This window comes from Roseibium sediminis (genome assembly GCF_008711325.1).
GTDB classification, from domain to species: Bacteria; Pseudomonadota; Alphaproteobacteria; order Rhizobiales; family Stappiaceae; genus Roseibium; species Roseibium sediminis.
Genome location: NZ_VXDB01000009.1, coordinates 51,824 through 71,479 on the forward strand (window position 1 = coordinate 51,824; position 19,656 = coordinate 71,479).

At 58.4% G+C, this 19,656-nt stretch carries 15 protein-coding genes; 13 read left to right on the plus strand and 2 right to left on the minus strand.

What is annotated here, in order from left to right; genetic code table 11:
* The first annotated feature begins 2 nt into the window (after positions 1-2).
* From F0155_RS10730 to hypF, 5 genes are read left to right on the plus strand one after another with little or no spacing between them, the layout of a single operon-like run.
* Positions 3-1,496 (plus strand): sigma-54-dependent transcriptional regulator, encoded by a 1,494-nt coding sequence (locus tag F0155_RS10730; RefSeq protein ID WP_150524513.1) that lies wholly within the window; start codon positions 3-5, stop codon positions 1,494-1,496.
* A 3-nt stretch (positions 1,497-1,499) separates the two neighbouring features.
* Positions 1,500-2,870 (plus strand): PAS domain-containing sensor histidine kinase, encoded by a 1,371-nt coding sequence (locus tag F0155_RS10735; protein WP_150524514.1) that lies wholly within the window; start codon positions 1,500-1,502, stop codon positions 2,868-2,870.
* Entirely contained in the window at positions 2,851-3,891 is a 1,041-nt protein-coding gene (locus F0155_RS10740; RefSeq protein WP_150524515.1) for an NADH-quinone oxidoreductase subunit B family protein, read from the plus strand. Before F0155_RS10735 ends, F0155_RS10740 begins: the two co-directional genes overlap by 20 nt.
* Complete coding sequence (locus tag F0155_RS10745; protein WP_150524516.1) at positions 3,888-5,339, plus strand: nickel-dependent hydrogenase large subunit; 1,452 nt, start codon at positions 3,888-3,890, stop codon at positions 5,337-5,339. The genes F0155_RS10740 and F0155_RS10745 overlap by 4 nt, the downstream gene beginning before the upstream one ends.
* A gap of 1 nt (position 5,340) precedes the next feature.
* Positions 5,341-7,686 carry a carbamoyltransferase HypF gene (hypF, locus tag F0155_RS10750; protein ID WP_150524517.1) on the plus strand — a complete coding sequence of 782 codons (2,346 nt, stop codon included), beginning with the start codon at positions 5,341-5,343 and terminating at the stop codon, positions 7,684-7,686.
* A gap of 32 nt (positions 7,687-7,718) precedes the next feature.
* On the opposite strand, the gene F0155_RS10755 is transcribed toward hypF, so the two are convergent.
* Positions 7,719-9,125, minus strand: coding sequence for a diguanylate cyclase domain-containing protein (locus tag F0155_RS10755; RefSeq protein WP_150524518.1), 1,407 nt, complete (start codon positions 9,123-9,125; stop codon positions 7,719-7,721).
* A 257-nt stretch (positions 9,126-9,382) separates the two neighbouring features.
* Positions 9,383-10,351 (minus strand): LysR substrate-binding domain-containing protein, encoded by a 969-nt coding sequence (locus F0155_RS10760; RefSeq protein ID WP_150524519.1) that lies wholly within the window; start codon positions 10,349-10,351, stop codon positions 9,383-9,385.
* 95 nt (positions 10,352-10,446) lie between these two features.
* Here F0155_RS10760 and F0155_RS10765 point away from each other — a divergent pair, with 95 nt between their 5' ends.
* The 8 genes from F0155_RS10765 to F0155_RS10800 all read left to right on the plus strand — a co-directional run bounded on the left by F0155_RS10765 (position 10,447) and on the right by F0155_RS10800 (position 19,604).
* Entirely contained in the window at positions 10,447-11,454 is a 1,008-nt protein-coding gene (locus tag F0155_RS10765) for a class 1 fructose-bisphosphatase (protein ID WP_150524520.1), read from the plus strand.
* A gap of 61 nt (positions 11,455-11,515) precedes the next feature.
* The gene (locus F0155_RS10770; protein ID WP_150524521.1) at positions 11,516-12,388 is read left to right on the plus strand and encodes a phosphoribulokinase; all 873 of its coding nucleotides are present in this window, start codon (positions 11,516-11,518) and stop codon (positions 12,386-12,388) included.
* An 11-nt stretch (positions 12,389-12,399) separates the two neighbouring features.
* Positions 12,400-14,409, plus strand: a complete 2,010-nt coding sequence (tkt, locus tag F0155_RS10775) for a transketolase (protein ID WP_150524522.1) — start codon at positions 12,400-12,402, stop codon at positions 14,407-14,409.
* Positions 14,399-15,400 (plus strand): type I glyceraldehyde-3-phosphate dehydrogenase, encoded by a 1,002-nt coding sequence (gene gap / locus F0155_RS10780; protein ID WP_150524523.1) that lies wholly within the window; start codon positions 14,399-14,401, stop codon positions 15,398-15,400. Before tkt ends, gap begins: the two co-directional genes overlap by 11 nt.
* Positions 15,397-16,611, plus strand: a complete 1,215-nt coding sequence (locus F0155_RS10785) for a phosphoglycerate kinase (RefSeq protein ID WP_150524524.1) — start codon at positions 15,397-15,399, stop codon at positions 16,609-16,611. Before gap ends, F0155_RS10785 begins: the two co-directional genes overlap by 4 nt.
* 16 nt (positions 16,612-16,627) lie before the next feature.
* Entirely contained in the window at positions 16,628-17,707 is a 1,080-nt protein-coding gene (fba, locus tag F0155_RS10790; RefSeq protein ID WP_150524525.1) for a class II fructose-bisphosphate aldolase, read from the plus strand.
* A gap of 59 nt (positions 17,708-17,766) precedes the next feature.
* Positions 17,767-19,200, plus strand: a complete 1,434-nt coding sequence (locus F0155_RS10795; protein ID WP_150524526.1) for a form I ribulose bisphosphate carboxylase large subunit — start codon at positions 17,767-17,769, stop codon at positions 19,198-19,200.
* Between the two features lie 44 nt (positions 19,201-19,244).
* On the plus strand, positions 19,245-19,604 hold the full coding sequence (locus F0155_RS10800) for a ribulose bisphosphate carboxylase small subunit (protein ID WP_150524527.1): 360 nt from the start codon (positions 19,245-19,247) through the stop codon (positions 19,602-19,604).
* The last annotated feature ends 52 nt before the right edge of the window (positions 19,605-19,656 follow it).

The following is a 19,656-nucleotide window of genomic DNA, read 5'->3' on the forward strand; positions in this document are numbered from 1 at the left end:
CCATGAGTGAGCTGCCCACAATTCTGGTCATCGACGATGAGGTGCGGTCTCTGGAATCCATTACCCGCATCCTTGATGAGGACTTTGATGTGCGGTCCGCATCGAAGATTGCTGATGCAGTCAAGATCCTGGAAGACAACTGGGTGCAGATCGTCCTGTGCGACCAGAGGATGCCCGAGCAGACCGGCGTCGAGTTCCTGAAGATGGTGCGTCAACGCTGGCCTGATGTCATTCGCATGATCATCTCGGGCTACACGGACGCACACGATATAATCGACGGCGTCAATGAAGCGGGCATCTATCAGTACATCACCAAGCCGTGGCACCCGGAAAATCTTCTGCTGACACTGCAAAATGCTTGCCGTCTCTATGATCTTCAGAGGCAAAATGAGCTGCTTGCCGTCGAACTGAAAATGTCGCCGTCCGGCGCTGATGAAACCATGCGCAAGCGCAAGGAAAAGCTGCGCAAGGATTTCGATTTCGAGGACGGAATTATTCGCGGACCGCAAAGTCCGATGAATGCCGTCTGCACGACGTTGAGACAGGTGGCTCCCTATGATGTCCCGGTGCTTTTGTCGGGCGCTTCGGGTACGGGCAAGGAACTGGCGGCACGGGCGCTTCATTACGGGTCGCTCAGGTGGAACAAGCCGTTCGTCATTGAAAACTGCGGTGCCTTGCCGGATGAGCTTCTGGAAAGCGAGTTGTTCGGCCACAAACGCGGTGCGTTCACCGGCGCTGTGGAGGATCATGTCGGGCTGTTTGAACGGGCCGATGGAGGCACGGTTTTTCTCGATGAGATCGGCGAGGTTTCACCGGCCTTTCAGGTGAAGCTCTTGCGAACGCTTCAGGAGGGGGAAATTCGCCCTGTTGGCAGCACAAGGACGCGCAAGGTTGATGTGCGCGTGATTGCGGCCACCAACCGCGATCTGGATGATGAGGTGCGTGCGGGACGATTCCGCGCCGATCTCTTCTATCGACTCGCCGGGATTGTGGTGCGTTTGCCAGACCTGAAGGACCGCGCCGGGGACATTCCGGTTCTGGCCGAAGCCCTTCTGGACCGAGCCATGAAGCAACTGGGAAAACGGGTGCGCGGACTGTCGCAGGAGGCAATTGACTGCATGTGCCTCTACAGCTGGCCGGGCAATATTCGCGAGATGCAGAATGAAATTCAGCAGATGCTTGTAATGGGACCGCAGGACGGAGAGCTGGGGGCGGACCTGTTGTCGCGCCATATTCTGCAGGCCGAACCTGGCGATGAGGAGGGCGATCCGATTCCGGTTCTTGCGCAGCTGGATGGAACCCTGAAAGACCGAATTGGTGAGCTTGAGGCACGCATCATCAAGGAAACTCTCATTCGCCACCGGTGGAACAAGTCAAAGGCAGCTCGCGAGCTCGGTCTGTCCCGGGTTGGATTGCGTGCAAAACTGGAACGCTACGGGCTTGAGAATGTGAAGCCACTTCCCAAGACCCGCAGGGCAGCAGGAGGCGTGCACTAGCCAATGGCTTCCGGTCTGGACAAACCCTTCTTTTCTGAAACAGACACCACCGCCCCCCGAAGCATGGGTCTGCAGGCGGGTGGCGAGGATGTCTGGATCGACGTCATCCGCAAGATGGATGATGTCTATGCCGATCTGGTTCGCTCGCAGACCGAGCTGGAGGAAAAGAACTCCGAACTTCAGGATGCCGATACGTTCATCAGCTCCGTGCTGGGAGCGATGACCGACGTCCTCATAGTTTGTGATGCGAAAGGCCGGGTTCAAAAGGTCAATCGCAAACTGATGGAAATAACCGGCAAGAGCGAGCGCGAGCTGGTCGGGATCAATTATTGTGATCTTGTTTGTCCGAAAAACCGGGCACAGGCCGCGGGCTTCGTTTCGGTGCTTGCATCAGGAAAATCGGTCGAACCGTGCGAGATTGGCATTTCGGTTCCCAAGGGGCCTCCAGCCTATGTGTCGCTCAATTGCGCTCCGCGCCGCGACCAGCGCGGACGGCTTGCCGGTATGGTCATGGTCGGACGACCTATCGATGATCTGAAACGTGCCTACCGGGAACGCGATGCAGCTCGCGAGAAGCTGGATCAGGCGCAGGAGCGGTTGCTGGTCTCGGAGAAAATGGCAGCTCTTGGTCGTCTGGTTGCCGGGGTTGCGCATGAGCTGAACAACCCGATCAGTTTTGTCTTCGGCAACATGTACGCGCTCAAGCGATACGGCAATGCGATTCGCAAATACCTGTCGGCTCTCGACGGGGCGGCCCCCGAGAAGGAAATGGCCGAACTCAGACAGGAGCTCAAGATCGACAAGGTGATCAGCGATATCGGTCCGCTGGTTGACGGCACGCTGGAAGGGGCCGAGCGGGTGCGCGATATTGTTGAGGACCTCAGAAGGTTCTCCAGCAATCAGCAGGAAATCCCGGAAACCTTCAATCTCATGCGATTGGTCCATACGGCGACCGACTGGGTCATCAAGGCGCAACGCGTAAAGCCGGAAATTCTCATTGACGGGCCGGAAATGATGGAGGTCTGCGGGAGGAAGGGGCAGGTGCATCAGATCCTCGTCAATCTGGTGCAGAACGCTGCCGATGTTTTGTCGGGACGTGAGGACGGGCGGATATGGATAACCTGCACGCAAGCAGATGGGTTCGCATCCGTGGCCGTTTCGGATAACGGCACAGGCATTACGGCAGATATCATGGATAAGCTGTTTGAACCCTTCTTCACCACCAAGCCGATTGGCACGGGAACGGGGCTTGGTCTTTATGTCAGCTACAACATGGCCATGAAACAGGGCGGCGAGTTGCACGCAGCAAATCGGCCAACTGGTGGCGCAGAATTTACTTTGAGGCTGCCGGTCAATGTCGAAACCGTTTCCTGAGCCAGCGAATGCTGAGAGGAGCCGCCTGCGCCTCGTCTGGCTGCAGTCCGGCGGATGCGGCGGATGTTCCATGTCTCTTTTGTCTGCGGAAGGACCGGACCTTCTGACTTCACTGGAGGCGGCGAATATCGAAGTTCTTTGGCATCCCTCGCTGAGCGAACAAAGCGGGCGGGAAGTCGTCCGGTTGATGACGCGGTTGGCGGATGGCGAGGAGCCACTTGATATCCTGTGTGTGGAAGGCTCGGTGATGATGGGGCCGAACGGCACCGGCCGGTTTCACCTGATGGCGGGAACGGGCCAGCCGATGATGGACTGGATCAGGAAGCTGTCCCTGCGGGCACGCCACGTGGTCGCTGTTGGCTCATGTGCGGCCTTTGGCGGGATGACCGCTGCCGGAGACAACCACGTGGAAGCAACCGGACTGTCCCATGACGGCAAACGCGCTGGCGGACTTTTGGGCGCAGACTTTCGAGGGTTGGCCGGGCTGCCGGTGATCAATATTGCAGGCTGTCCGATCCATCCCGGCTGGTTGACGGAAACCCTTCACCAGATCTCGGCAGGAAGGTTTTCCGACAAGGATCTGGACGAGTGGTCAAGGCCGCTTTCCTATGCCCGGCATCTGGTGCATCACGGATGTTCGCGCAACGAGTTCTACGAGTACAAGGCAAGTGCGGAGCGTCTGTGTGATCAGGGCTGCATGATGGAAAACCTTGGCTGCAAGGGAACGCAGGCCAAGGCGGATTGCAATATCAGGGCCTGGAACGGGTCCGGCTCGTGCCTTGATGGAAATTATCCCTGCATCAACTGTACCGCTCCGGAGTTTGAAGAGCCCGGGCATGAATTTGCGCGCACACCCAAAATTGCCGGTATTCCGGTTGGGCTTCCCACCGACATGCCAAAGGCTTGGTTTGTGGCTCTGGCGTCACTTTCCAAGGCGGCGACGCCGCCACGGCTGAAAGAAAACGCGACCCGGGATCACTATGCTCCCAAGCCTGACAGGAAAGGGAAGGCTGGATCATGACCCGGTTAATCGTTGGGCCGTTTAATCGGGTTGAGGGAGATCTGGAAGTTCGTATCGACTGCAAGGGCGGCGAGGTCGTGAATGCGGAGGTGGTGACACCGCTTTACCGGGGGTTCGAGCGCATCCTGCTCGGAAAGCCGCCGATGGATGCTCTTGTCTACGCGCCGCGCATTTGCGGTATCTGTTCGGTGTCCCAGTCCGTGGCGGCGGCAATGGCTTTGGCCGACACGATGAAGGTTGAGCTGCCGTCCAATGGCGAATTGGCGATCAATCTTGTGCATGCCACAGAGAATGTCGCGGACCACCTGACCCACTTTTATCTGTTCTTTATGCCGGACTTCGCACGGGCAACCTACAAGAACGAACCCTGGTACGACGAGACAGCAGATCGGTTTGTGGCGATCAGGGGAACCGCAGCAGAGGACATGTTGCCCGCCCGCGCTCAATTCATGCACATGATGGGAATCCTTGCCGGGAAGTGGCCACACACGCTCTCCATCCAGCCGGGAGGGTCAACCCGTTCGGTAGATGGCGGCGAAGTCGTGCGGTTGATGGCAATCCTTGCCGCGTTTCGCAAGTTTCTTGAACGGACACTCTTTGGCGACAAGCTGGAGAGAATTGCCAATCTTTCATCAGAAGCCGAGCTTGTAGCCTGGGCGGCTGAGCGAAGCGTTACCTCGTCAGACTTTCGCAGGTTCCTGCATGTGTCTTCAGCGCTGGGCCTTAATTGTCTGGGACGGTCGACCGGCGCATTCCTCAGCTATGGTGCTTATGGCACTCAGGGGAATTCGTTGTTCAGGATGGGCACCTTTGCGGCAGGCGACACTGGTTCAATGGATGTGGAAGGGATTACAGAGGATCTTTCGTCCAGCTGGTATCGCTCGGGAGTGACATCGGAAGCTCCGGCAGCAGGGACCACTGTGCCAGACGCGGACAAGGACGGAGCCTATAGCTGGTGCAAGGCACCACGGCTTGGCGGCAGCGTCATGGAAGTCGGTGCGCTGGCCCGCCAACTGGTCAACGGCCATCCGCTTATCCGGGATCTTGTGGGGCGACATGGCGGTTCGGTTCACGCGCGCGTCGTTGCCCGACTGCTTGAGATTGCAATCGTTGTTCAGGCAATGGAGCGTTGGGCGGCGGGCCTTGTCATAGGGGAGCGATATATCGCCCATGCCGGATTGCCCGATCAGGCTGAAGGCATTGGCCTGACGGAGGCCGCACGCGGATCTCTGGGGCACTGGCTGTCCATAGAGAAGGGCCGCATTGCTAACTACCAGATCATTGCTCCAACCACCTGGAACTTTTCACCGCGAGACCAGTCGGGTGTTCCGGGCCCGTTGGAGCAGGCTTTGGTGGGAGCGCCTGTCAGAGAGGGAGAAGAAGACCCGGTGTCGGTCCAACACATCGTGCGTTCCTTTGACCCCTGTATGGTCTGCACGGTTCACTGACATGACGACGTCGCCGCAACTCGGAGAGATCAAGGGGGTCCGGGTGCGGATAACCGGGCTGGTTCAGGGTGTCGGGTTTCGTCCTTTCGTCTGGAGGCTGGCCCATGAGGAGCAGCTATTCGGTACTGTCCTCAATGATGCTGCTGGCGTAGAGGCGGATATATGGGGGGAAGAACCTAGGCTTTCGAGGTTTCTGGAGCGGCTTCAGACAGATCTCCCGCCGCTTGCCCGCATTACGTCGGTTGATACGCGTCCGATAGAGGAGGCCGCCCCGGACCCGGCCAAGGGTTTTCTCATCATCGAGAGTGTTGAGGGGGCGGTATCGACCGGCATTGTACCGGACGCAGCCACCTGTCCTGCTTGTCTTCTGGATGTGAAGGAGAGCGGCAATCGGCGCGAGGGCTATGCTTTCACAAACTGTACGCATTGCGGTCCGCGCCTCTCCATCATCAAGTCCATTCCCTATGACCGTGAAAAGACTTCCATGGCGCACTTTGTCATGTGCGCTGCCTGTCGGCAGGAATACGAAAACCCCGCCGACCGACGCTTCCATGCACAGCCGAATGCCTGCCCGATCTGTGGACCGAGGCTATGGGCAGAGACACGGGAGGGGGAGATCACGGCGGAAAACCCGCTCCAATGGGCAGCGGCGCAACTGGTTGCTGGCCGGATACTGGCCATCAAGGGGCTGGGCGGGTTTCATCTGGCGGTGGATGCTTCCAACGAAAGCGCCGTTGCCGAGCTGCGTCTGCGCAAGAAAAGGCCTCACAAACCGCTGGCCCTCATGGTGCGCGATACTGCTCAGATAAAGGGCTTTTGCAATGTCGATGACGCGGAAGAAAAGCTCCTGAAGGATAGCGCAGCGCCGATCGTGCTCTTGCAGCAGCGTGCTGGTCATCATCTGGCCGATGGGCTTGCGCCGGGCCAGAGCCATCTTGGTGTGATGCTGCCCTATACGCCCTTGCATCACCTTCTCATGTCCCTCTTCGATGGCCCCGTGGTTTTGACGTCAGGCAATGTTTCGGACGAACCGCAAGTCATCGGGAACGGCGAGGCGAGAGACAAGCTCTCGGCAATTGCCGACGGTCTTCTGATGCACGACCGGGATATCGTCAATCGGCTGGACGATAGTGTCGTGCGCGTTACACAGGCCGGTCAGATGGTCTTGCGGCGGGCGAGGGGCTTTGCTCCGGCACCGCTCCGTCTTCCCTCTGCTTTCCATGGAACGCCGGCCGTCCTGGCGCTGGGCGGAGAGCTGAAGGCGACGTTCTGTCTTGCGGCGAATGGCGAAGCAATTCCCTCGCAACATATTGGCGATCTGGAAAACAGTCTTGCGCTTGAGGATTTGAAACGAAATCTGGCGCTTTATCGGGAGATGTACCGCTTTTGCCCCGATGTTATCGCCGTGGACAGCCATCCTGACTATCTTTCATCCCAACTGGGGCGTGCCCTTGCCGGTGAATTGGGCATAGAGCTGATTGAGGTTCAGCACCACCATGCACATCTTGCCGCCGTTATGGCGGAAAACGATGTTGGCCCGGAAGAAGACGTGCTCGGGATCATTCTGGATGGGACGGGACATGGGCCCGACGGCACCATCTGGGGCGGTGAGTTTCTGGTTGGAAATTATCAGTCCTTCGAGCGTTCCGGGCATTTTCAGCCGGTCGCACTTCCAGGCGGAGGTGTAGCTGTTCGCGAGCCTTGGCGAAATCTTGCATCACATCTCTATTCGGCCTTCGGACCTGACTATCAGGCAGAGCTTCGCGGTTTGGCGCTGGGAAAAGCGCTCGAGACCAAAAACCTCGGCGTGATCCATCAAATGTTGGAGAAGCGGCTCAACTCGCCGTTGTCGTCGTCCGCTGGCCGTCTTTTTGATGCGGTTGCTGCCGCGCTGGGCATCTGCTTTGACCGACAGACTTACGAAGGGCAGGCGGGAGCTCTCCTTGAAGCTCTCGCAGCACCGTTCATGGCAGGTGAGCAGGGCTACCGGATGGACACCTCCGACACCGGCGCAATCGATTGGGCCCCCTTCTGGAAAGGCCTCGTCGGGGACCTTGGCAGAGGTGTTGAAGCGGGGTGCCTGTCAGCACGGTTTCATGCGACTTTGATCAGCTCCGTCACTGCTCAGGCCGTGTGCGTTGCTGATGTGCGTGGGATTCGGCGTGTCGCGCTTTCGGGTGGTGTGATGCAGAACCAAATTGTTCTGGATGGCCTGGCGAATGCCCTCTCGGACAGGGGGCTGGAAGTCCTTGTGCCCAAGGCAGTACCCGCTAATGACGGCGGACTCTCGCTTGGGCAGGCGGTGATAGCTGCGGCCATCATCGAAGGGCGTGGGGCGAGCGCGTAAGCATCCGGACCGCGCGCAGGTGCAGTCCGATATCAGTGTCGTCCGGCGAGGCTGCGTTTCAAGCTGCGCGGCAGGTTCGGGTCACCGGATACTCCGCTATCGATCGTATAGATTTCAGCCGACTTCTGCTTTTTACGTTTTGCCTGATACATGGCTCCATCTGCCCGGGCGAGCAGGGTTTCCCAAGTCAGGCCACGCTCTGCAACGGCAATGCCCAATGATAGCGAGATGTTAAATTCCAGCTCGGCAAAGCTGACAGGTGTCATGCACGAGGTGAGGATGTGGTCAGACACGCTTTTGGCGGCTGTTTCCGGTGCATGATCACGGATAATGCAGATGAACTCGTCGCCACCGAGGCGCACCACGTGGTCACCTTTGCGGACGGCTTCCCGCAATCGGTCCGCGGTTACAGACAGGGCATGGTCCCCGACCTTGTGGCCGTAGTCGTCATTCAGCTTCTTGAAGTGATTGACGTCGACATAAATGATTGCCAAATGGCCGTGATCGATGCGCGCCCTGAGATCGGTAGAGCGAAGCAGTTCGTGAAGTCCGGAACGATTGAGAAGGCCGGTCAGCTGATCTGTGGAGGCAATTGTCATTGCCTGATCGAGCGCCTTGCTTTGCTGATGAAAATATCGTGCTGCAGAGATGCAGATGGCAAAGATTCCGAAGCAGACAAGGAGAATTCCGGGCAGGATTTCTTCACGCAACGCAGCGCCGGGCCGGTGTGGCTGCCATACGAGTTTTGCAACAGGCGTACCCTGAGGTCCTACCAAATCGAGGTGTGCTTCCGTTGAATCAGCGTTTATGGGGGTGATCGCGTACTCGGTTCCCAATGTCAGTTGTGCAATTGCTTCGAGGGCATCATCTGTCATCATTCTTATGCCGACGATGATTGGAAGTGGGGCACCATTGAGATTGGAATAGTAGTCTGGAGTGATCCAGGCTGCACCGACCGCCCCATATTGCCCGTTTATTCTGCCTATTCCGGACACTGCGATCTTATCGCCAGGCTTGGTGGTTCTCAGCTGCGAGAGAAATGGCTCAATCCCGGTGCGGTCAAATTGCTCTGGCGTTGTGGTCTCTTCAGCCGCATCAAAAACGTGAAGGATGTTACCCTCTACATCGATTAGAACGATATTGTCGAATAATCCGCCATCAACCGCTCCGGAACCAATGTTCTCTAAGATTGAGTCAACATCGTTCTCCATGACAATTTCATAGGCGAGGTTCCAGTTTGCATAGTCACTGGCGGAGTTCTGCATATGCGATACTCTTTCGGTGACCATGAGTTGGACTATATTTATATCGTTTTCTTGTTCGACCTGATCAATTCGCGCGGTAAGCCAAATGACTGACGTGATGATCATGCCGACGGCAACTATGCCCAACAAGAATAGTTTACCGAAAATCAATCGTGGTCTTGTCGTTGCGGTCATGGTCCCGTCCGTCAGAATGCCGTAGGGTTCAGTAAAGATGCTGAGTCTTAACGATTGCCAAAGATGAAACTACAACTAGTGCGAGAAATCGCAATGGAAAACAGAAATAGTATCTTTAGTTCACAATATATGAAGATATGGAAGTATTCTGCCTGAAGCGGCTGCGGAGCAGAGCGCCAGAGAGCCGGGCACACCGGAGATGGTGATGAAGTGCGGGGCGCGATATCAGGAGGGAATGGGGGCTGTGAGCGTAATTTCTATCCGCCCTGGATTTTTCCCTTACCGTTCAGGAGCAGGCTCAGATCTTCGATGTGAAGGAATTCCTCGGCTTTTGACCGGATACAGGAGAGGATCGTCGCCATCGCTCCTGACAGGGTCTGGTCGGATCGATGCAAGACATACCATTGCCGGATGATGGGAAGATGTTCGGCGCGAATGGCGGCGAGACGTCCCGATTTCAGCTCCTCGATGATTGTGTGATAGGAGATGAGGGCAATGCCAAGCCCGGCGATGACCGCCTGCTTGATGGTTTCGTTGGAGTTCATTTCCGAGTATTCGAAGGGGATGCCTTCGCCGGACTGATCGAGGAAACGCATGGTGAGGATACGCGTGCCCGAGCCGCGTTCCCGCAACAGGAAATGCTCCCTAAAAATCTCATCTGCGGCCACGTCCGCCCCCGTGACCAGCCGGTGATCGGGGGGAGCAATCAAAAGGTGCGGGTGATCTCCAATGGGATAGGCCGTGACAACAGGCTGACGCGGGGGACGACCCATGATGGCAAGATCAATCCGACCGGTCTCTAGCGCGGCTATGATCGCGTCCCGGTTTCCAACTTCCAGAACCACTTCGATATCCGGAAATAGCGCCTTCATGCGCGCAACAATGCCGGGCGCGAAATATTTTCCCGTCGATACCACGCCGAGAATGACCGTGCCGGAGAGGCCGCGTTTCAGGGATTCGATCTGGTGAACTGCCTTTTCGAGAGAGGCGAAAGCAGCTTCATAGCCGCTTAAAAGGGCACTCCCTTCCGGAGTCAAATTGAAAAGGCCGTTCCGCCCGCGCTCCAGAAGTGAGCAGCCTAGGCAATCTTCCAGCGTTCGGATTTGATTGTGAACGGCCGGTGAGGTCAACCCAAGGTCTTCTGCCGCACCGCTGATTGTGCCTGCATTATATATAGATTTCAAAGCCTTGAGCTGCTTCAGTGTGACTGCATCAAGTTGCCGCATTAGATTTTTCCTAATTCGACTTTCAGATTATTAAATTTTCTTAACGTCAGAAATGCGGATGATCAAGTCCAACACGTTAGGGGCGGGAGGCCTTGATGGACTTCGATCGGAAAATACTTGATCTCACGGAACTGCCGGAAGGCCTGCATGAGCTTCTATTGGCCCTTTGCACCGTAGGTCGGGATCTGTCGCTGACCATCGCGCAGGGTTCTCTGGCTGCCGAGCTCGGCGCGACCATCGGCGGCACCAGCCATGGCGATGAGCAGAAAGCTCTGGATGTGATGGCTGACGAAGCCTTTGCAGACATGCTGAAGAGTGCCGGAGTGCGCTGGTACGCCTCTGAAGAGCGCGAGGATGTGCAGGAGCTGGATCCAACCGGCCCATATGCGCTGGCCATCGATCCGCTGGACGGGTCGTCAAACATTGATGTGAATGTGTCCATCGGGACCATCTTCTCCGTCTTTCCGGCAAAAGAGGACGGGGAGGCGTCGTTCCTGAGACCTGCACGGGAGCAGATTGCTGCAGGCTATCTGATCTACGGTCCGCAGACGGCCTTGATGTTGACGGTCGGGGCGGGCGTTCGGCTCTACATTCTCGACCCGAAGTCGCGCACCTTCAAGCTGGCCAACGGCAATGTTCGCATCCCGGAGCACTCGACAGAGTTTGCGATCAACGCGTCGAATTACCGTCACTGGTCCAAGCCGATCCGCGCGTATATCGACGATTGTCTGGCAGGGTCGGAAGGGCCCCGCGAGAAGAATTTCAACATGCGCTGGGTCGCATCCCTTGTCGCAGAAACCCACCGGATCATGAGCCGCGGCGGTCTGTTCCTGTACCCTTCCGATGATCGTGAGGGGTATCGACGGGGTCGTCTTCGGATGATCTACGAATGTGCGCCGATTGCCTTACTGGTCGAACAGGCTGGCGGCAAGGCGACGACCGGAACAGCGGCAATCCTGAGCCAGCAGGCGGACACGCTGCATGCACGTACACCCTTCGTTTTCGGGTCGACCGAGAAGGTGGAACGGGTCGCGGCCTATCACGATTTGCCTGAGAAGGAAGTCTCGGCGCTGTTTGGAACCCGCGGCCTGTTCCGCGCCTGATCAACTCAACAAAGAACGTTCACAGCCTGGCGACCCTGTTCGCCGGGATCGGGGAGAACTTATGTCCAAGAAGCACCCAATCATTTCGGTCACGGGGTCATCCGGCGCGGGCACGACGACAGTCAAGGCGACGTTCGACCAGATATTTCGCCGCGAAAATGTGAAGGCCGTGTCCATCGAAGGGGATGCGTTTCACCGCTTCGACCGGATGGAGATGAAGGCCGAACTGGAGCGCCGCAAGGCCACAGGCGACGATACGTTCAGCCACTTTTCCTATGAAGCCAACATTCTCGACAAACTGGAGGAAGTGTTCCGCACGTATGGTCAGACCGGCAACGGCGAAACCCGCCACTACGTTCATGATGACCTGGAAGCTGAAAAATGGGGTGTTGCGCCTGGCAAATTCACTGACTGGAAGGCGTTTGAGGCGGGGTCGGACCTGCTGTTCTACGAAGGCCTGCATGGCGCAGTGGTGAATGATCAGGTCAATTTGGCAACTCATGCGGACCTGAAAATTGGCGTCGTTCCCGTCATCAATCTGGAGTGGATCCAGAAGATCCACCGCGACAAGGCAAGCCGTGGTTATTCCACCGAAGCGGTCACCGACACGATCCTTCGCCGCATGCACGCCTATGTGCACTGCATTTGTCCGCAGTTCATTCAGACAGACGTGAACTTCCAGCGCGTACCGGTTGTCGATACGTCCAATCCGTTCATCGCCCGGTGGATTCCAACGGCGGATGAGAGCCTCGTCGTCATCCGCTTCCGCAATCCGCGAGGCATCGACTTTCCGTACCTGACTTCAATGATCCAGGGCAGCTGGATGACCCGGGCTAATTCCATCGTGATCCCCGGCGGCAAGCTCGACCTCGCCATGCAGCTCATTTTCACACCGATGGTGGATCGCCTGATCCACGAATCCCGGCGCGCCTGAGGAGCAGGATCATGACTGTTCAATCGACCGTTCAAACCACCGAAGACCTCATGGCCAACGCCATCCGGGCGCTTGCCATGGATGCCATCGAGAAAGCCAATTCCGGTCATCCGGGCGCGCCAATGGGGCTGGCTGATGTGGCAACGGTGCTCTTCAACCGTTTCATCACCATCGACCCGACCCAGTCGGATTGGCCGGACCGTGATCGTTTTGTCCTGTCTGCGGGACATGCGTCGATGCTGGTCTACGCCATCAACCATCTGCTCGGCTATGACGACATGGACATCGAGCAGGTAAAGTCCTTCCGCCAGCTTGGAGCCCGGACCGCCGGACACCCCGAATATGGCCACGCCAAGGGCATCGAGACGACGACGGGGCCGCTGGGGCAGGGGATTTCAACCGCCGTCGGCATGGCGCTGGCCGAGCGCATGCACAATGCCCGCTTTGGCGACGATCTGGTTGATCATTATACCTATGTGCTGGCAGGCGATGGGTGCCTGATGGAGGGCATTTCCCACGAGGCCATCGACATGGCCGGGCACCTTGGTCTTGGCCGGTTGATCGTATTCTGGGACGACAATTCCATCACCATTGACGGCAAGACGGATCTTTCCACCTCGACCGATCAAAAGGCCCGCTTTGCTGCCGCCGGCTGGCATGTTGTTGCCGTCGATGGCCACAACAAGCAGGAGATCGCTGCTGCTATCGAGGCCGCCCGTGCTGACGGCCGTCCGTCGCTGATCGCCTGCAAGACGATCATCGGGTTCGGTGCTCCGAACAAGCAGGGAACGTCTGCGACCCATGGCTCGCCGCTGGGGGCTGATGAAATCGCAGCGACCCGCGCTCAACTGAATTGGCCGCACGAGGCTTTTCATGTTCCGGCTGAAGTCTATGAGGCCTGGAGATCGGTGGCGCGTCGTGGTGCTGCGGCTCGCAATGCGTGGTTCACGCGGTGGGAAGGTGCATCGGCGCGCGAAGCCTTTTCCCGGTCGTTGACCAAGCCGGATCCCAAGGCGATCACCGAGGCGTTTCAGACCTACAAGAGCGCCCAGATTGCCGTTGCGCCCAAGGTTGCTACCCGCAAGGCATCTGAAATGGCGTTGGAGGTTCTGGCCGGCGTCGTCAGCAATCTGGCTGGCGGCTCGGCTGACCTCACCGGTTCGAACAACACCCGCACCAAGGACATGACGGCAATAAGCCGGGGCTGTTTTGGTGGCAACTACATTCACTACGGCGTTCGCGAACACGGCATGGCTGCGGCGATGAACGGGATTGCACTGCATGGCGGGTTTGTTCCCTACGGGGGAACCTTCCTCGTCTTTGCCGACTATGCCCGCGGGGCCATGCGACTGTCAGCGCTGATGGAATTGCCGGTCACCTATGTGATGACGCACGACTCCATTGGTCTAGGCGAAGATGGGCCGACCCATCAACCCGTCGAGACGCTGGCAAGTCTCAGGGCGATGCCAAACCTTACCGTGATCCGTCCGGCGGATGTGATCGAGACGGCGGAAGCCTGGGAAATCGCGGCAACGTCTACCCGCACTCCGACCGTGCTTTGCCTCTCCCGGCAGGGACTGCCAACTGTCCGCAAGGATGGGGCTGCCTGCAATCCCACGGCCAAGGGAGCTTATGTCCTCATGGAGGCGGACGGAACACGAGACCTGACCCTCATCGCCACCGGGTCGGAGGTGGAGATCGTGGTGGCGGCTGCTGAAATGCTGGCACAGGGCGGTCTGAAGGTAGCCGTTGTTTCGGCGCCATCCTTCGAGCTTTTTGCCGCGCAGCCAGAGACCTATCGGGAGGCCGTTCTGGGTAGTGCTCCGCGCATTGGCGTGGAAGCAGCAGTGCGGCAGGGCTGGGACCTTTTCCTGCGGCCCGGCGACACGTTCATCGGGATGACCGGTTTCGGCGCGTCCGGTCCGGCTCCCGAACTTTACGCCCATTTCGGCATCACCAAGGAAGCGGTCTTTGCAGCCGCGCGAGACCTCGTATCCGGAGACACGAAGAATGACAGTTAAAGTCGCGATCAACGGCTTTGGACGGATTGGCCGCAATGTGCTGAGAGCCATCGCGGAATCCGGTCGCACAGATATTCAGGTTGTTGCAATCAACGATCTGGGGCCGGTTGAAACCAATGCTCACCTTTTGCGCTATGACAGTGTCCACGGACGGTTTCCGGGCACTGTTGTGGTGGATGGCGAAACGCTTGATATCGGCACCGGTCCGATCCGTGTGACCGCTGAGCGTGATCCCAAGGATCTGCCCTGGGACGATGTCGATATCGCGATGGAATGCACCGGCATTTTCACCGCGCGGGACAAGGCTGCGCTTCATCTGAAAAACGGGTCCAAGCGTGTGCTGGTCTCCGCGCCCGCCACCGGGGCAGACAAGACAATCGTGTTTGGTGTCAACCACAATGCTCTTACCAGCGATGATCTCGTTGTCTCCAATGCATCGTGCACGACCAACTGCCTGTCGCCGGTCGCCAAGGCGCTGAATGATGCAATCGGCATCAATCGCGGGTTCATGACCACGATCCATTCCTACACGGGTGACCAGCCGACACTCGATACGATGCACAAGGACCTGTACCGGGCACGTGCTGCGGCCCAGTCGATGATCCCGACATCCACGGGAGCCGCCAAGGCCGTTGGGCTGGTTCTGCCCGAATTGAACGGCAAGCTGGACGGCGTTGCGATCCGGGTGCCGACCCCAAATGTGTCGGTTGTCGATCTGGTGTTTGAAGCCTCGCGGACAACAAGCGTCGAAAAGGTAAATGCAGCGATCCGCGCTGCTGCCGATGGCCCGATGAAAGGCATCCTCGGCTACACCGACGCCTCCAATGTCAGCATCGATTTCAACCACGATTCCCACTCCTCGATCTTCCACATGGACCAGACCAAGGTCATGGATGGTTCGATGGTGCGTATCCTGAGCTGGTACGACAATGAGTGGGGGTTCTCCAACCGCATGGCTGATACGGCTGTTGCCATGGGGAGGCTGCTATGACCCTTGGAACCTTGCGCAGCATTGATAGTGCGGATGTGAGGGGGAAGACCGTCCTGATCCGTGCGGACTTGAATGTTCCCATGCAGGATGGCGCAATCACCGATGCCACGCGCATCTCCCGTTTCGCACCAACGGTTTCCGGATTGGTAAGTCGGGGTGCGGCAGTTGTGATTGCCACCCATCTCGGGCGTCCCAAAGGCGAGCCGAACCCGTGCCTTTCCACCCGGCCTATTGCATTGGCGCTTGAAGAAGCCCTCGGACGTCCGGTGGTCTTCGCGAAGGACTGTGTCGGCGAGCCGGCGGAAAGCGCGACAGCTGACTTGCAACCGGGGCAGATTGTCGTGCTTGAGAACCTCAGGTTCCATGCGGGGGAGACGGAAAACAGCCGCAACTTTGCAATGCGCCTGTCAGTCAATGGCGACATATATGTCAACGACGCTTTCTCCTGTGCCCACCGGGCACATGCATCGACCCACGCCATCACGGATTTGATGCCGAGTTATGCGGGGCCTTCGCTTCTGGCTGAAGTCGCCGCGCTGGAAGCGGCACTTGTGTCGCCGGAAAGACCCGTTGTTGCGGTTGTTGGCGGCGCCAAGGTGTCGACGAAGATTGCGGTCCTGAAGAACCTGATGAACCGGTTGGATGCAGTCATCATCGGCGGTGGGATGGCAAACACGTTCCTCTACGCCAAGGGCGTCCCGATGGGCAAATCCCTGCACGAGGCGGATCAGGTTGAGATCGTTCGAGAGATCGAGCAGCTGGCGGAAAAAGCCGGGTGCATGATCTGTCTGCCGACCGACGTTGTCGTGTCTCGCGAGTTCAAGGCCAACGCCGAGAACCGGACCGTGCCAGTCGACGGATGCCCGGCGGATGCGATGATCCTGGACGCTGGTCCTGATAGTACGCGGCGGTTTCAGGAGCTGATCACCAACGCAAAGACAGTTCTCTGGAACGGGCCTCTCGGGGCCTTCGAGATCCAGCCCTTTGATCGGGCAACGGTCAATCTGGCCCGCATTGCCGCACAGCGCACCGCTGAAGGCGCGTTGGTCAGCATTGCCGGGGGCGGTGACACCGTGGCTGCCCTGAATGCAGCCGGAGTGTCCAACGACTTCACCTATGTCTCCACCGCCGGTGGAGCCTTTCTGGAATGGCTGGAAGGCAAGACCCTTCCGGGAATCGCGGCGCTTATGTCCGCAAACGAAGCTGCCTGACAAGGGGAGGACAGACATGGCGCTCATCACGCTTCGCCAATTGCTGGACCACGCTGCCGAGTATGATTACGGCGTTCCGGCCTTTAACATCAACAACATGGAGCAGGGGCTCGCCATCGTGAAGGCGGCGGCGGCAACGGATTCTCCTGTGATCCTGCAGGCGAGCCGCGGCGCGCGGTCCTATGCGGGCGATATAATGCTGCGCAACATGGTTCAGGCTTTGGCCGAGATGAACCCGGATATTCCCATTGTCCTGCATCAGGACCATGGAAACAACGAGGCGACCTGCCTCTCGGCAATACGCTACGGCTTCACTTCGGTCATGATGGATGGCTCGCTGGAAGCCGACATGAAGACCCCGGCAAGCTACGACTACAATGTCGATATCACCCGCAAGGTCAGTCTGGCTGCGCATGCGGTTGGTGCTTCGGTCGAAGGTGAACTCGGTGTTCTGGGGTCTCTGGAAACCGGCGAGGCGGGCGAGGAGGACGGCTCTGGCGCTGAAGGAAAACTCAGCCATGACCAGCTCTTGACCGACCCGGATCAGGCTGTCGACTTTGTTCTGGCGACCAAGTGCGATGCTCTGGCCATTGCCTGCGGCACCAGCCACGGGGCCTACAAGTTCAGCCGCAAGCCGGACGGGGAAATCCTCTCCATGTCCACCATTGCCGCGATCCACGAAAAGCTGCCGGACACACATCTTGTGATGCACGGCTCCAGCTCGGTTCCGCAGGAACTGCAGGATCTGATCAATGCCCATGGCGGCGACATGCCCCAGACTTACGGCGTTCCGGTGGAAGAGATCGAGCGCGGCATCAAGATGGGCGTGCGCAAAGTCAATATCGACACCGATTGCCGCATGGCCATGACCGGTCAATTCCGCAAGGTGGCCCAGGAAAAACGCGCCGAGTTTGATCCGCGCAAGTTCCTCATCCCGGCAATGGCCGAACTGGAAGTGCTCTGCAAGGACCGGTTCGAACGCTTCGGCACGGCAGGCCACGCCTCGAAGATCAAACCGATTTCCCTCGACGACATGGCCAGGCGCTACGCAAGCGGCGCGCTGGACCCAAAAACAGCTGCCGCCCGCGCCGCATGACGCAGGACAGGCAACGACACCTTCAACGGATTTAACCGCATCAAACGGGAACCATGATCATGAACGCTCAAAACCCACCGGGAAAATACTCAGCTGGCGTCAAGGAATACCGCGAGACCTACTGGGAGCCGAACTACACGCCGAAGGAAAGCGACATTCTCGCCTGCTTCAAGATCACGCCCCAGCCGGGCGTGCCGCGTGAGGAAGCTGCCGCCGCTGTTGCCGCTGAAAGCTCCACCGGCACATGGACAACGGTCTGGACCGACCTTCTGACCGATCTGGAATACTACAAGGGCCGCGCCTACGCGATCGAGGACGTGCCGGGCGACGATGAAAGCTACTACGCCTTCATCGCTTACCCGATGGGTCTTTTCGAAGAAGGCTCTGTCGTCAACGTATTCACTTCGCTGGTCGGCAACGTGTTCGGCTTCAAGGCCGTGCGTGCCCTTCGCCTGGAAGACGTGCGCTTTCCGCTCTGGTTCGTGGCGACATGCGACGGTCCGCCCCACGGCATTCAGGTCGAGCGCGACAAGCTCGACAAATATGGCCGCCCGTTCCTTGGTTGCACGATCAAGCCGAAACTGGGCCTGTCTGCCAAGAACTATGGCCGTGCGGTTTATGAAGCGCTGCGGGGTGGTCTTGATTTCACCAAGGACGACGAGAACGTCAACTCCCAGCCGTTCATGCGGTGGCGCGACCGGTTCGAGTTCTGTCAGGAAGCCATCGAGAAGGCCGAGAAGGAAACTGGCGAGCGCAAGGGCCACTACCTGAACGTCACCGCGCCGAATGTCGAGGAAATGTACAAGCGCGCAGAATTTGCCAAGGAAATCGGCACGCCGATCATCATGTCGGATTACCTGACCCTTGGCTGGGCCGCACAGGCCAGTCTGTCGCGCTGGTGCCGGGACAACGGGATGCTGCTCCACGTTCACCGCGCGATGCATGGTGTGATCGACCGTCATCCGAAACACGGCATCAACTTCCGTGTTCTCGCGAAAATGCTGCGCCTTCTTGGCGGTGATCACCTGCATTCCGGCACAGTTGTCGGCAAGCTGGAAGGCGACCGCGCGGCAACACTGGGCTGGATCGACCTGATGCGTGAAAAGGTGGTCAAGGAAGATCGCTCACGCGGCATCTTCTTCGATCAGGACTGGGGTCAGATGCCGGGGGTTATGCCGGTGGCATCGGGCGGTATTCATGTCTGGCACATGCCTGCGCTCGTCAACATCTTCGGCGACGATGCCTGCTTGCAGTTCGGTGGCGGCACGCTGGGTCACCCGTGGGGCAACGCGGCAGGCGCTGCTGCGAACCGCGTGGCTGTCGAGGCCTGCGTGAAGGCGCGCAACGAGGGCCGTGAGCTGGAAAAGGAAGGCAAGGACATCCTGACCAAGGCAGCCCAGCACAGCCCGGAACTGAAGATCGCCATGGAGACCTGGAAAGAGATCAAGTTCGAATTCGACACCGTCGACAAGCTGGACGTGGCGCACCGCTAGGCAGGTGCCACGTTCACCACACCTCTGCATAAGGATGAAAAACGATGAGTGACGTACAAGACTACAGCTCCCGGCTTTCCGACCCGAACAGCCGCAAGATGGGCACCTTTTCCTATCTGCCGCAGCTGACTGATGACGAGTTGCGCAAGCAGGTGGAGTATATCGTAGCCAAGGGCTGGAACCCGGCCATTGAGCACACCGAGCCGGAAAACGCGACCTCCAACTACTGGTACATGTGGAAGCTGCCGATGTTCGGCGAGACCGACGTGGATGCCGTCTTCCAGGAAGTTGAGCTTTGCAAGACCGCCAATCCGAAGAACCACGTTCGGTTGGTTGGCTATGACAACTTCAAGCAATCCCAGGGCACGGCCATGGTCGTGCACCGCGCCGAAATCAGGGCGTGACACTGACGGCAGGCATGGCTCCCCGCGCATGTCTGCCGCCGGATCCCTTTTG

Excerpts from the sequence above, each read along its gene's own strand:
- F0155_RS10730 (WP_150524513.1), top strand. The coding sequence starts at position 3 with ATGAGTGAGCTGCCCACAATTCTGGTCATCGACGATGAGGTGCGGTCT.
- F0155_RS10765 (WP_150524520.1), top strand. The coding sequence starts at position 10,447 with ATGGACTTCGATCGGAAAATACTTGATCTCACGGAACTGCCGGAAGGC.
- F0155_RS10745 (WP_150524516.1), top strand. The coding sequence starts at position 3,888 with ATGACCCGGTTAATCGTTGGGCCGTTTAATCGGGTTGAGGGAGATCTG.
- F0155_RS10795 (WP_150524526.1), top strand. The coding sequence starts at position 17,767 with ATGAACGCTCAAAACCCACCGGGAAAATACTCAGCTGGCGTCAAGGAA.
- F0155_RS10735 (WP_150524514.1), top strand. The coding sequence starts at position 1,500 with ATGGCTTCCGGTCTGGACAAACCCTTCTTTTCTGAAACAGACACCACC.
- F0155_RS10755 (WP_150524518.1), bottom strand. The coding sequence starts at position 9,125 with ATGACCGCAACGACAAGACCACGATTGATTTTCGGTAAACTATTCTTG.
- F0155_RS10740 (WP_150524515.1), top strand. The coding sequence starts at position 2,851 with ATGTCGAAACCGTTTCCTGAGCCAGCGAATGCTGAGAGGAGCCGCCTG.
- F0155_RS10800 (WP_150524527.1), top strand. The coding sequence starts at position 19,245 with ATGAGTGACGTACAAGACTACAGCTCCCGGCTTTCCGACCCGAACAGC.
- gap (WP_150524523.1), top strand. The coding sequence starts at position 14,399 with ATGACAGTTAAAGTCGCGATCAACGGCTTTGGACGGATTGGCCGCAAT.
- hypF (WP_150524517.1), top strand. The coding sequence starts at position 5,341 with ATGACGACGTCGCCGCAACTCGGAGAGATCAAGGGGGTCCGGGTGCGG.
- F0155_RS10770 (WP_150524521.1), top strand. The coding sequence starts at position 11,516 with ATGTCCAAGAAGCACCCAATCATTTCGGTCACGGGGTCATCCGGCGCG.
- F0155_RS10760 (WP_150524519.1), bottom strand. The coding sequence starts at position 10,351 with ATGCGGCAACTTGATGCAGTCACACTGAAGCAGCTCAAGGCTTTGAAA.
- tkt (WP_150524522.1), top strand. The coding sequence starts at position 12,400 with ATGACTGTTCAATCGACCGTTCAAACCACCGAAGACCTCATGGCCAAC.
- fba (WP_150524525.1), top strand. The coding sequence starts at position 16,628 with ATGGCGCTCATCACGCTTCGCCAATTGCTGGACCACGCTGCCGAGTAT.
- F0155_RS10785 (WP_150524524.1), top strand. The coding sequence starts at position 15,397 with ATGACCCTTGGAACCTTGCGCAGCATTGATAGTGCGGATGTGAGGGGG.